A 13491-nucleotide genomic window follows, 5' to 3' on the forward strand; every position below is an offset into this window, starting at 1 on the left:
CCTTTATTGCTTTTATTGGACTTATAGTGGCTATTAAGTTTTTGTTTAAATAATTATTTTCTTAAAAAAAACAAAACTTAACATCCTATTTACAAGTTGATTAACAATAATTTTATAAATAAATATAAAATTTCACGCAACCAATTAAACTTTAGCGCATCTAGTTTATAACTAAACCAAGCTAAATATTTATGAATGCTCTCTTAATTATATCCGTTCTCTTAGTTATTAATATTTTGTTATTAGTTTTTAGTGTAAATAAAAAAACAGAACCTTGATTAAGATTCTGCTCTTATAAATTAATACTATAAACTTTCTTTAATTTACTTCTGGTAGAAAATTATAGCGCTTACTATAGTCTAACATTTGTCCTGAAAATGTTTCTGGCTGCGTAACTTTTACACTTATAATTTCACCCGATTCATTTTTATGTGCAACTAATACTGGATTCACAAACCCACTATACGGTGCCGATGTAAATTGTTTATTCCGTTCTAAAATTTCAGCATGAAGTTTTTGATCTACTTTTACACCGTAACCTTCTACTAAAGCTTCTACTGCGACATAATCACCTTCAGATTTTATACGCTGTGTTTCTCGTAATAATTGCCCAAAAAGTTCATGAAGTTTTTCATAATCATTAATATTATAATATGTTTTTCCATTTCTTGTAATTTTTTCAATGACATTATCTTTTTGCCCTTTTTCAAAAACCCAAGCAGAAATCCATTGCCTGTTTCTCATGTGAGCTTCTTCAACATCATCTCCTAAATTTAATCTGATTAATTGTGCCATTAGTCCATTTCTTATATAACCATCATAAGCAGTTTTTCCTAAAGCTTTCCAATCGTCTACTAAACCTAAATCTTGAAGCTTAGAATCGTATAAATAATATAATGCAACCAAATCTGCTCGTCCTTCTTCTAAAGTTGATCTGTAATTTTTAAGAGTTTCCTTTACAGTTCCAACTCCTGGATTTATTTGACCAGATGCATGACCAATAACCTCATGTAATGCAGTATGTAACTTATCAGCTAGACGACCATATTTTTCTTCTAGTTGAAATTCTTCATCATCATTAACAAATTCTTTTAAACGCCCAGAACTTCCAGCATTACTGTAAGCATTGGTAATATTTCCTAATGATACCGATTTACTTCCAACTGTAGAACGAATCCAATTTGCATTTGGTAAATTAACACCAATTGGAGTACTTGGAGAGGAATCGCCAGCTTCTCCTGCGACATTAACCACTTTATAAGAAACGCCTACTACATTTTTCTTTTTGTGTTCTTCCATTAAAGTAGAGTTATCTTCAAACCATTGTGCGTTATCTGATACTACTTTCATTTTTTTAGACATATCAAAATCATTTATTTGAACAATTGTCTCGTAAGACCCTCTATAACCAAGTGGGTCGTTATAAACCTCAATAAAACTATTTATATAATCTATATTACCAGCTGTTGCAGTTGTCCAAGCCACATTATAATCATCCCAAGTTTGTAAATCTCCTGTTTTATAATAATCTATTAAAAGTGCTAGAGCATTTCCTTGTGCCTCATTTTCGGCTACACCTTTAGCAAGTTCTAACCATTTAATTATCTCATCAATTGCAGTACCATAAAGTCCTCCCGATTTATAAACGCGTTCTTTTAAAACACCATTTTCTTTTACCAATTGAGAATTTAATCCAAATGAAAAAGGCTTTTCTGGATTTGGAGATATTTTTGTTTTATAAAAACTTGCAACATCATCATTCGTAACATTCGGTCCATAAAAATTTACAGCAGAAAGCGCCACATTATCAACACCTTTTGCTTTATTTACTTTTTTAGAATCTTCATCATTAAAAATAACATCAAAAGCTTCTCCTTCTAAAACAGTATTAGTTGCTTCCAATATCTCCTTTAAATAATCTGAAGAAAACTCAGGTTTAATTTTATCATTAGAATAATGATGATGTATACCATTGCTAAACCACAAACGTTTTAAATAAGTTTCAAATGCATTCCAATCTTTTGACGTTTTATCTCCACCATAATTAGTATAAATAGACTCAAGTGCTTTTCTTATTTTAAGATTATGACGGTAATTCTGATCCCACATGATATCTCTACCAGACAAACCTGCTTGAGTTAAATAATAAACGAGTTTCTGTTCTTTTAAGCTTAGTTTTTCCCAACCTGGAATTTGATATCTTAATATTTTAATATCTGAAAATTGTTCAACATTATAGTTAAAGACTGATTTTTCTTTAGAAATTTCTGCTTTAACACTCTTTTCTTTGTTATCATTTACACAGGATAACAAAACGGATACTAATAATGCGACACTTAATACTTTTTTTAGTTTCATAATGAAATAACATTCTTGATTATTTCGTAAAAATACAAACAATTAGAATATTTTTATTATTATTTAAAGACAAATTAAACTTTTTAATATAAAATCATTATTTTCAATCTATCAACCATAATCAACTAATAACCAATCTTAAAAATCGCTATATTTGGTTATTATAATTCTCTGAAAATAAAATAAATGAAAGCTTTTAAATATGTGTTTTTTCTTTTACTGATAGTATTTATAGGTGCTGCTATATATGTTGCCGTCCAACCTAATTCGTTTATGGTTTCAAGAACTCATACCATAAAAGCTCCTGTTTCTGTTATTTACAATAATGTTATCGATTTAAAAAATTGGGAAGCATGGTCTCCTTGGGTCGAAAAAGAACCCAGTACTGTTGTTACACTTGGCGAACAAACAAAAGGCAAAAACGGCACTTATAGCTGGACCGATAAAGACGGCGCTGGCACTATGATTATTACTGAAGCAACTACTAATAAAGCTATAAAACAAAGCATGCAATTTGGAGAATTCCCTGTCTCTGAAATAGCATGGGATTTCGCTCCCAATACAGATGAAACAACGACTGTTACATGGAGGTTAAGTGGAGAAAATTTACCGTTTGGTTTTAAAGCCTATACAGCATTTATGGGAAGCATGGAAGACCAAGTTGGCCCTGATTTTGATCGTGGTTTAGAAAAATTAGATAGTATTGTTGTTAATAGTATGAAAGTCTATAGTATAAAAATAGATGGTATTACTGAATATGGCGGTGGATTTTATATCTATAAAACAACATCTGTATCAAGTTTAAACATTAGTGAAATTATGGCGAAACAATATGGCGAATTAATGAGCTATATGACACAAAATAATATTGTTGCCAACGGTATGCCTTTCACTATTTATAATGAAATGAATCCTGCAAACGGAAATATAATTATGAGTAATGCCATTCCTGTAATGAATAAAATTAACTTCACAAACCTTACCGAAAACAATGATATACTATGCGGATACATACCTAAAACAAGAGTACTTAAAACATCTTTAAAAGGAAATTACTCAAACCTACCTGAAGCATGGAAAACTACAATGCTTCATATTGCTAAAGATAGTTTAATACAATCTAACTTAAAACCTTTTGAAATTTATACAAACGACCCTGGAAACTTTCCAAATCCAGCTAATTGGTTAACCGAAATTTATATTCCTTTAAAAGACTAAAAATTTAAATGAAACAACTATTACTCGTTTTTTTAGGAGGTGGATTTGGTAGTGTACTTAGATACCTAACCGAAAAAATTTTAAATAACCCAGAAAACGGTATTCCTTATGGTACATTTGCTGCCAATATATTAGGTAGTTTATTTATTGGTTTTATACTAGGCTATGCTGCAAAAAACAATACGCTTTCAGAGAGTCAAACCTTATTTTTAGCAACAGGTTTTTGTGGTGGCTTCACTACGTTTTCTTCTTTCGCATATGAAAACCATGTGTTTTTAAAATCGGGTGATTTTACAAGTTTTGCTATTTACACAATTGCTAGTTTTATTATTGGTTTTTTAACGGTATTTTTAGGGATGTATTTAGCGAAGTAAAGTCTTCTATTTATAAAAAATATTAACCAACTTAGCTTGTTATTAGATATAAAATGTTAAAACGATTTCAAATTAAGTTGTTATGCACAATATCGAAAAACTTCTCCACCTACAATATATAGTAAGATTTTATAATGACTTGATTACTTTAACAGTTTTAGAAGTATCACCAATTATTATCTTAACCAAGTACATACCTGAGTACAAAGAACTCATGTCAATATTTGGAGAAATATTTTTAGGAGTAGTAGAAAAAACTAATTTCCCTAATAAGTTATATACTTCTATTTTATCTACAGAAGTAGCTGAGCGAATATTCAATACATCGCTAACTGGATTAGGAAATACGCTGAAATTGTTAGTAGTTAGTTCATCTGCACTTAATAATGGTCCTGAGTCAAAAACAATATTGTCTATCCAATAACTATTATTATCACCAACAGAGAAAAAGTCTATAGCACCTAAAGTAGCGTCAAATTGAAATGGAATAGGTGTACTATTTAAATCTGTACCATTAATAGTCAAAACATATGTCAAAGCATCTAGATCAAAATAGAATACAACGGGAAACCAGTTATCCTCAGGATAAGTAGACGTCCCTAGCACACCACCATCTACATCACTATTAATTACAATACCAGGAGCTACTCCATCTTGGTTAAAGAAAATTTCACCTGCGTTAAATATTCCAATGACTCCATTGGTAAAACCTGCTCCTTGACAACCAGTTCCAGGGTCTTCTGTTTCACCTTGCACATTAAAATAGGCAGTACTACCACTTGAGATATACATATCAAAAACTAAATGGTAATCCCCAGAAGTTCGATTACCCAATAAAAGCATAGCATCTGTAATATCTCCAGGTCCGATATATCCAGACTGATCTCCTATTGCAATATCATTAACAACTATAATGCTTTGATTATTATCTGGTATACCTAGCCATGTAGACCACAAAGTAGGGTTTTGAAGTCCTAAGTTGCCTGAAATATAGGATTCAAAATCATCTTCATAAATTTGTGCACTCCCCACAAATGATAAAGTAAGAACAATCATGAGAAATAAGTATATTTTTTTCATTGGTTTAAGTTTTAAATGTGAAATAGTTTTAAGCTCCCAATAGTTCATCAGCTCCATCCAATAACCCAACTAATTCTTCTGGTTTATGAATTAAAATAGGAATGTGCTGGGAACAGATATAAAACTCACTTTCTTTATGATAAAATTTGGTTACTGCTGTTTCAAATGACGTTTTTTTACAAACAATACATGCTCTAGAAAGACTCATAAAATTTACTTTTTAAACTAAAACAAATCTATTTTTTATTTTTCATTTAAAAACTGATATTCATCATGCATTAATAATAAAGATCATTACAAAAAAAGAACTCTAATACTTCCCAAAAGTTTTCACTCCTGCTTCTACCCTAGTTTTTAAATAATTAACTCTAGGCACTATTGGGCAAGAATATTTATCGTTATATGCACAATATGGGTTGTATGCTTTATTAAAATCAATTATCAAAGTATCTCCTTCAGGAATTCTAGCATCAATATAGCGGCCACCACCATAACTTTCTAACCCGTTAGTTTCATCAATAAATGGTAAAAACAAATAATCTTCATAACCTTCTTTTTGCATTAAATCTTTCCCTTGATATATATTTAATTGAAATTGTTCTCCTTTTAATTCAAAATATAAAATACCATAAACACGCTCTTTAGAGACTCTACTGGTTGTAGTTTTCATACTAAACCATTTAGAGTTTGGTGTTCTTTTTAATTTGGCTTTTACAACATAAGTAGAATCGAATTTAAAAAAATCTAACCCTTCAAAAACTTTTCTATCCTTATCTTTTAATGGTGATGTTGTGACATCTTTATATTCGGCATTTAGTTCTTTTTGAAATATTGTTTCTCCTTTTAAAGGATGCTTTTTTTGTGCACAATTAAAGAATGAAATTAAAATAACAAATAAAAAAACAATGTGCTTCATTAGTTTCCAGGATTAAAGAATGGATTAACATTGGTTTTATAAGACTGCATTAAATTATTTGAAAATGTATTAAAAATCGATTCATCTTCAAAGGATTTAATTTTATCTGGATTTAAATTGCCTTGAAAATAATAAGCTGTTGTCTCTGTTTCTGTACTATTAAAAATAATAGCATCTGTAACGATAGCCCCAACTTCTTTAAACGATATAATTCTCGTTTGATTCAATTCATTTTTTCTAAAAACATCCGTATACCCACTGTTTGTAACATCGTTCATCTCTTTAATAAGAGTTTGCCTTTTTAAATCATTTATAGTTTCGAATTTTATAAATTTAAAATCTGTAATATTCCCTATGGCACTTTTTACTTCAGGAGAAATATTACTTAGTACCGCTTTAAAAAAATTAGGCACCTGAAAAGACGTTGTTCCCATATCTGCTTTATGATTATTATAGAACCCTTGAAAGCTACTGCTACAAGAAACTATTAAAAAACAGACACTTATTGCTAAAAATACATTCTTCATTTAAAAAAGTTTACATCAAAAATACAACTTCCAATAATTTTATATAAGTTTGTAGTCTAATAAAAATATAAAAATGCGTCATAACGTCACAATTTGTAGAAAACAATGGACCTCTTATTTAATGAGAGAAGGTCGGGCTTGTTCTATATTGTGGTGATATGTTTATATAATATTACAGTATTTTAAAAAGTCCGACTTCACAGTCGGACTTTTTTTTTGCACTAAAATCAGCTAATAATTAAAATTCAAAAATTGATAAAAGAAACTTGAACAATCAGAACTAATGAAAACACTTTACAACAATTACTTAAACACTTTTAAAGGCTTATCACAAGAAGTTTGGTGGCTAGCATTAATAACACTTATTAATAGAGCCGGTACCATGGTCATTCCATTTCTATCGCTTTATTTAACAAAGAGCTTACAATTTACATTAAGCGATGTTGGTTGGATTATGAGTGCCTTTGGTGTAGGTTCTGTAATTGGTTCATGGTTAGGCGGAAGGTTAACTGATAAAATTGGTTTTTATAAAGTTATGACTTTTAGTTTAATTACTTCAGGGCTCTTATTTATTGGTTTACAATTCTTAACAACTTTTGTTGCCTTTTGTTCAGGTATATTTTTAGTGATGCTGGTAGCAGATATGTTTAGACCTGCTATGTTTGTGGCATTAAGTGCTTATAGTAAACCCGAAAACAAAACACGATCTGTTACCTTAATTAGGCTTGCTATAAACCTTGGGTTTTCGGCAGGACCTGCAATTGGCGGTATTATTATTACCTCACTAAGCTATGGCGGATTGTTTTGGGTAGACGGCATTACCTGTATTTTAGCAACCTTTGTTTTAATTAATGTTTTGAATCCGAAAAAAACAAAAACGTTAGATGATGTTATAAATAAAAATCCAAAATCGGCTTATCATGATAAAGCCTTTATAATATTTCTATTTGCCATGGTACTTTTTGGGATAGTATTCTTGCAATATTTTTCAACTATGCCGCTCTATTACAAAGATGTTCATCATTTAACAGAATTAAATATTGGTATTCTTTTAGGGATGAATGGGTTTATCATTTTTGCTCTAGAAATGCCTCTAATAAAATGGCTTGAAAATACCACTTTTACCAAATCGGGCTTAATGCTTTTTGGTGCGATACTTACAGGATTGAGTTTTATTGTTTTAAATTTCACATCGTGGACAGGTATTATAATTATAGGTATGCTGTTAATGACTTTTGGAGAAATGATAGCTTTTCCGTTTTCAAACGCATTTGCCATGGATCGTGCTAAAAAAGGTAATCAAGGAGAATATATGGCGCTCTATTCTATTGCATTTTCATTTGCTCATATTTTTGGGCACAATGCAGGGTTACAGATGACAGATAAATTTGGTTTTAATAACACTTGGCACATTGTAACATTTCTTGCTGCGTTTTGTATTTTTTTATTGTTTATCTTAAGGCTTTATTTGAATAGAAAAAAGAAGATACAAGTAGAAGAAGAAAAAGAAATTTTATGGATTTAAATCAAATAACTATACCTTCGCTAGATGTTAAAAAAGCTACTGAGTTTTACAAAATTTTGGGATTGCATCTTATTGTAGATGCAATCCCAAGATATGTAAGGTTTGAATGTCCTAACGGAAATAGTACTTTTTCAATTCATAAAGTAGATAAATTACCAGAAGGAAATGGTATTTCTATATATTTTGAAGATGATAATTTAGATACATTAGTCTCAAATATTCAAAAAAAAGGTATCGTTTTTAAACAATTACCAGAAGACACCACATGGCTTTGGAGAGAAGCCCGTTTAGAAGATTTAGATGGTAATCATATTATTTTATATTATGCTGGGAAAGATAGAAAAAATCCGCCTTGGAGAATTTAATTAGTAAACACTCATTTATTTTGAAGGCTTTAATTCTTTGTAGCGTATTACATGAGATAATACAATTTGTGTTTTAGTTTCACCATAAATAATAAGTTGATCTATAAACGATTCTAAGTGTTTTTGGTTTTTTAAAACTACCTCCATAACAATATTTTCGTTTCCTGTTATTCTATAGCAATTTAACACCTCATCATAGGTTTTAACTTTATCTAAAAAGGGTTTTAACTTTCCTATAAAAGCACGTAATGTAATAATGGCCTTTAATTGATATCCCATATCTAATGGAGACACAATAGTTTTATATCCTAATATGATACCAGCATCTTCCAACTTTTTTATACGTTCTGACACTGCAGGTGAACTAATTCCTACTTGTCGGCCAATTTCGGCATTAGATTGTCTTGCATTTTGCTGTAAACACCTCAAAATCTTCCAATTAAGTGCATCTAAATTCATTTAAAAGAAATTTAACTATAAAAAATTAATAATTAAAGTAAATATACAATTTTACTTCAAATTCTAAAGACGAATATCAAATCTAGTGCCTAATTTTGATAAAAATGCTAAGAAAATATACAAATGTTATCTAATACCCCACTAAACCTATCGGAATTACCGATTTATAGGAAAGCTCAAGAAATTTTTGCACTATCGCAAAATATTTCTTTGTACCTAAATCATGATTTGTCTGAGCTAAAAGAAGATGGTTCAGAAGATACTAATATTTATTTTTCAGGAGATATTGTACAACAATCTGTATCATTAGCGCCAGAGATTGAAAATGCAGAATTAGAACGTTTTTCAGAAAGAAAACACAAGCATGTTGCATCTCTAAAACGTCTTACAAATATGCTATATAAAAATTCATATAGATTAGAACGTTCCAATAGTAATGGCAAAGATTTTTTACCAATTCTTCGTAGTGAATTAAAAAAGTTTAAACAGCTACAACGCAGTTGGATGATGACACTTTAGTTTATTTGATTTAAAATAAATACTTTTTTAAATTTTCTGTTCTCTTCTCCATAAAATGTAATGTCAAAATCTATGCTCCACCTATTATTATCTATTTTTTTACCAGAAATAGCCCCTGTTGGATCTACCGATTTCTCATTACTACTTGGAAAATAACAAAAGCAATATTTAGTTAAAGTTGTTTTAGAATTTAATAAATCTTCACCTACAAAATTAAAACTATCTATATTCGAATCTATATAAAAAAATATAGACTCTGAATATTCATCATCTGCAATTTGCTCTTCATCTTCTGCTACGTAATTGTATTTAAAAACCACTTTATCACCTTCAGATATAATTCCGTATTTCAAATAAGAACCCTCAACTTGAGAAACAGATAAATCACTATTCTCATAAAATTCATATCTATAAACTTCTTTATTTAAATTATCTGTACATGAAAACAAAACCATGAATAAAAATAATAGTAGTAAATATTTCTTCATCCTTTTAAAAATAAATTCTAATTATAAGATGGGGAATTTAAAAATGGTTGCGTATTAAAAAGAAAATAAATTTATTCATTATTACAAACTATAATAAAACTAGATCAAAAAACTTACATATTCCTACGATACTGCCCACCTACTTCAAATAATGCAGAAGTTATTTCACCTAAAGAACATACTTTACAAACTTCCATTAAAGCTTCAAAAATATTTTCATTATTAATGGCTTTATGCTGAAGTTCTTTTAACAATAAATCCGTGTCATTTGCTTTATGAAGATTATCTAAAGTCTTAATTTGAAATTGCTTCTCTTCTTCTGTCGCTCTAATTACTTCTGCAGGAATCACTGTAGGTGAGCCTTTACTACTTAAAAAGGTGTTAACTCCAATTATTGGAAACTTACCATTATGTTTTAAAGTTTCATAATACAAACTCTCTTCTTGTATTTTAGAACGTTGATACATGGTTTCCATAGCACCAAGAACGCCACCTCGTTCGGTAATTCTATCAAATTCTAATAGAACCGCTTCTTCTACCAAATCGGTTAACTCTTCAATAATAAACGAACCTTGTATTGGGTTTTCGTTTTTAGCTAAACCTAATTCTTTATTAATAATCAGTTGAATAGCCATGGCACGACGCACAGATTCTTCTGTTGGTGTTGTTATCGCTTCGTCGTAGGCATTGGTATGTAACGAATTGCAATTATCGTATATCGCATATAAAGCTTGAAGCGAAGTACGAATATCATTAAAATCAATTTCTTGTGCGTGTAAACTACGTCCAGACGTTTGAATATGATATTTAAGCATTTGTGCTCTGGCATTTGCACCATATTTATGCTTCATAGCTTTTGCCCAAATTTTTCGAGCCACACGACCAATAACAGCATATTCAGGATCGATACCGTTTGAAAAGAAAAAAGACAAATTTGGACCAAACTTATTTATATCCATCCCTCGACTTAAATAATACTCAACATAAGTAAATCCGTTAGATAATGTTAACGCCAATTGTGTAATAGGATTTGCGCCTGCTTCAGCAATATGATATCCAGAAATAGACACCGAATAAAAATTACGTACATTATTTTCAATGAAATACTCCTGAACATCGCCCATTAATCGCAACGCAAATTCCGTTGAAAAAATACAAGTATTTTGTGCTTGATCTTCTTTTAAAATATCGGCTTGAACAGTACCTCGAACCTGTGTGATTGTTTTAATTTTAATGTCTTCGTAAATAGCTTTTGCTAAAACTTGATCGCCCGTTACTCCAAGAAGCATCAAACCTAAACCATTATTTCCTTCTGGTAATTCGCCATTGTATTTCGGACGCTCTTTACCTTTATAAATTTCAGCAATTTTTGCTTCCACTTCTGCTTCTAAACCAAGTTCTTTAATATAAATTTCACATTGCTGATCGATGGCTGCATTCATAAAAAAGCCTAATAACATAGGAGCAGGACCATTTATAGTCATACTTACCGAGGTCATAACATGGGCTAAATTAAAACCAGAATATAGTTTCTTAGCATCGTCTAAACAACAAATAGAAACGCCAGCATTTCCAATTTTACCATAAATATCTGGCCTTAAATCAGGATCGCTTCCATATAACGTTACGCTATCAAAAGCTGTAGATAATCGCTTTGCTGGTAACCCTGCACTTACATAATGAAATCGTTTATTGGTTCGCTCGGGTCCGCCTTCACCTGCAAACATTCTTGCAGGATCTTCGCCTATTCGTTTAAACGGATACAAACCTGACGTGTACGGAAACTCACCTGGTACATTTTCTTGTAAACACCAATTTAAAATATCGCCCCAAGCTTGGTATTTTGGTAAAGCTACTTTTGGTATTTGAGTATGCGATAACGACTCTGTGTGTGTGTCTATTTTTATTTCTTTATCACGGACTTTAAAAGTGTAAACAGGTTGCTTATATTTATTTACTTTGTCTTGCCAACCAGTGATAAATCCCCAATTATAAGGATCTAAATTTAGCTTAACACGATCGAATTCTAAAATAAGGAGTTTTATAAAATCTTGGTTATCATCTTTAACTTGCCTAAATATTTCATCATTATTTAATCCGTATTTATCAAGAAAAGACCTTTCGACTTCAGTAGAGTTAATATTAAGAACAGAACAAATAGTTTTATAAATGCCATATAGTTTTTGAGCTACTTCAACTTGCGCTTTGGCTTTATTATCATATGCTCGATTACTTTCAGCAATTTCAGATAAATATCGTGTTCGAGATGGTGGAATAACGAAAATCTTCTCGCTCATTTCATCTGAAATATGAAAAGTAGATTTTAAATCGGCATACGTTTTCTCAACCAACTTATTCATAATCGCTTTATAAAGCGTATTCATTCCCGGATCGTTAAATTGAGAAGCAATGGTGCCAAAAACTGGTAAATCATCTTGAGGTGTATCCCAAAGATTATTGTTACGCATGTATTGTTTCTTTACATCTCGCAAAGCATCGAGCGATCCGCGTTTATCAAACTTGTTAATGGCAACCAAGTCGGCAAAATCAAGCATATCAATTTTTTCCAACTGCGTAGCTGCTCCAAATTCTGGAGTCATAACATAAAGTGATACATCGCTGTGTTCTATAATTTCGGTATCAGATTGCCCAATTCCTGAAGTTTCTAAAATAATTAAATCATATTCGGCTGCTTTTAATACCTCAACCGCTTCATTAACATGCTTTGATAATGCTAAATTAGACTGTCGGGTTGCTAAACTACGCATATAAACACGTGAATTATTAATAGAATTCATACGTATACGATCGCCTAAAAGTGCACCGCCTGTTTTACGTTTTGAAGGATCGACAGAAACAATACCAACTGTTTTTTCTGGGAAATCAATTAAAAAACGGCGTACTAGTTCATCAACTAAACTCGATTTACCTGCTCCTCCTGTTCCTGTAATTCCTAGAACTGGTGTTTTAGAATTACTATTTTTAGTATGAATTTTATCTAAAACCACTTTTGCTACTTCTGGAAAATTTTCAGCAGAAGAAACAACTCGTGCAATCGCTTTTGGATTTTTATTTTTAAGCTCTTTTAAATCAACTTTTAATACATCTCCAATAGCAAAATCAGATTGTTTTACCAAATCATTAATCATCCCTTGAAGCCCCATTTCACGTCCATCATCTGGCGAATAAATACGGGTAATACCATAATCCATCAATGTTTTAATTTCAGAAGGTAAAATAACACCACCTCCACCACCAAAAATCTTGATATGGTCAGCTCCTTTTTCCTTTAATAAATCATACATGTATTTAAAATACTCATTGTGTCCACCCTGATATGATGTTAAACAAATAGCATTTACATCTTCTTGAATCGCTGTATTTACAACCTCTTCAACACTTCTATCATGTCCTAAATGAATTACCTCTACACCTGTTGCTTGAATAATTCGACGCATAATATTTATAGATGCATCATGTCCATCAAAAAGAGATGCTGCTGTTACAATGCGTACTTTATTAATTGGCTTATATGGTGTTACCTGTATCATTCTTAAAGAAACTTATTTATTTCGTTGCTAATTTACGGATTATTCAAAAAATTAAACCATTTCCAATAGATTATCTAAAATTATTAGCTTAATCTGTTTTCTGTAAATTTT

Annotated in this window: 13 protein-coding genes; 5 read left to right on the plus strand and 8 right to left on the minus strand. The window is 30.7% G+C overall.

Features of this window, described 5'->3' with window-relative positions; all coding sequences use genetic code 11:
* Positions 1-318 precede the first annotated feature (318 nt).
* Positions 319-2358, minus strand: coding sequence for a dipeptidyl-peptidase 3 family protein (locus ACH5TW_RS03665; protein ID WP_439335126.1), 2040 nt, complete (start codon positions 2356-2358; stop codon positions 319-321).
* 186 nt (positions 2359-2544) lie between these two features.
* On the opposite strand from ACH5TW_RS03665, the gene ACH5TW_RS03670 reads away from it, so the two are divergent.
* Both ACH5TW_RS03670 and crcB read left to right on the plus strand, forming a co-directional pair.
* Positions 2545-3576 (plus strand): SRPBCC family protein, encoded by a 1032-nt coding sequence (locus ACH5TW_RS03670; RefSeq protein WP_439335127.1) that lies wholly within the window; start codon positions 2545-2547, stop codon positions 3574-3576.
* Positions 3577-3584: 8 nt separating this feature from the next.
* The gene (gene crcB, locus ACH5TW_RS03675) at positions 3585-3950 is read left to right on the plus strand and encodes a fluoride efflux transporter CrcB (protein WP_439335128.1); all 366 of its coding nucleotides are present in this window, start codon (positions 3585-3587) and stop codon (positions 3948-3950) included.
* 129 nt (positions 3951-4079) lie between these two features.
* On the opposite strand, the gene ACH5TW_RS03680 is transcribed toward crcB, so the two are convergent.
* The 4 genes from ACH5TW_RS03680 to ACH5TW_RS03695 form a co-directional block, all read right to left on the minus strand.
* Positions 4080-5030: a T9SS type A sorting domain-containing protein gene (locus tag ACH5TW_RS03680; protein WP_439335129.1), complete on the minus strand. Its 951-nt coding sequence runs from the start codon at positions 5028-5030 to the stop codon at positions 4080-4082.
* Positions 5031-5058: 28 nt separating this feature from the next.
* The gene (locus ACH5TW_RS03685; protein ID WP_439335130.1) at positions 5059-5238 is read right to left on the minus strand and encodes a hypothetical protein; all 180 of its coding nucleotides are present in this window, start codon (positions 5236-5238) and stop codon (positions 5059-5061) included.
* 102 nt (positions 5239-5340) lie between these two features.
* A complete protein-coding gene (locus tag ACH5TW_RS03690; RefSeq protein WP_439335131.1) occupies positions 5341-5946 on the minus strand; it encodes a DUF1684 domain-containing protein in 606 nt (201 codons plus the stop codon).
* Complete coding sequence (locus tag ACH5TW_RS03695; protein WP_439335132.1) at positions 5946-6473, minus strand: DUF4252 domain-containing protein; 528 nt, start codon at positions 6471-6473, stop codon at positions 5946-5948. Before ACH5TW_RS03695 ends, ACH5TW_RS03690 begins: the two co-directional genes overlap by 1 nt.
* A 283-nt stretch (positions 6474-6756) precedes the next feature.
* Here ACH5TW_RS03695 and ACH5TW_RS03700 point away from each other — a divergent pair, with 283 nt between their 5' ends.
* Both ACH5TW_RS03700 and ACH5TW_RS03705 read left to right on the plus strand, forming a co-directional pair.
* Positions 6757-7998 carry an MDR family MFS transporter gene (locus ACH5TW_RS03700; RefSeq protein ID WP_439335133.1) on the plus strand — a complete coding sequence of 414 codons (1242 nt, stop codon included), beginning with the start codon at positions 6757-6759 and terminating at the stop codon, positions 7996-7998.
* Positions 7989-8363, plus strand: coding sequence for a VOC family protein (locus tag ACH5TW_RS03705; RefSeq protein WP_439335134.1), 375 nt, complete (start codon positions 7989-7991; stop codon positions 8361-8363). Before ACH5TW_RS03700 ends, ACH5TW_RS03705 begins: the two co-directional genes overlap by 10 nt.
* A 15-nt stretch (positions 8364-8378) precedes the next feature.
* Here ACH5TW_RS03705 and ACH5TW_RS03710 read toward each other — a convergent pair whose 3' ends face one another.
* Entirely contained in the window at positions 8379-8822 is a 444-nt protein-coding gene (locus ACH5TW_RS03710) for an Lrp/AsnC family transcriptional regulator (RefSeq protein ID WP_439335135.1), read from the minus strand.
* A 228-nt stretch (positions 8823-9050) separates the two neighbouring features.
* Here ACH5TW_RS03710 and ACH5TW_RS03715 point away from each other — a divergent pair, with 228 nt between their 5' ends.
* The gene (locus tag ACH5TW_RS03715) at positions 9051-9341 is read left to right on the plus strand and encodes a hypothetical protein (RefSeq protein ID WP_439335136.1); all 291 of its coding nucleotides are present in this window, start codon (positions 9051-9053) and stop codon (positions 9339-9341) included.
* On the opposite strand, the gene ACH5TW_RS03720 is transcribed toward ACH5TW_RS03715, so the two are convergent.
* Entirely contained in the window at positions 9338-9829 is a 492-nt protein-coding gene (locus ACH5TW_RS03720; protein WP_439335137.1) for a hypothetical protein, read from the minus strand. The two genes, ACH5TW_RS03715 and ACH5TW_RS03720, sit on opposite strands and share 4 nt — an antisense overlap.
* Before the next feature lie 113 nt (positions 9830-9942).
* A complete protein-coding gene (locus tag ACH5TW_RS03725; RefSeq protein ID WP_439335138.1) occupies positions 9943-13380 on the minus strand; it encodes a methylmalonyl-CoA mutase family protein in 3438 nt (1145 codons plus the stop codon).
* Positions 13381-13491 lie beyond the last annotated feature (111 nt).

It is taken from the genome of Thalassobellus sediminis (assembly GCF_044386045.1).
Taxonomy (GTDB): Bacteria; Bacteroidota; Bacteroidia; order Flavobacteriales; family Flavobacteriaceae; genus Thalassobellus; species Thalassobellus sediminis.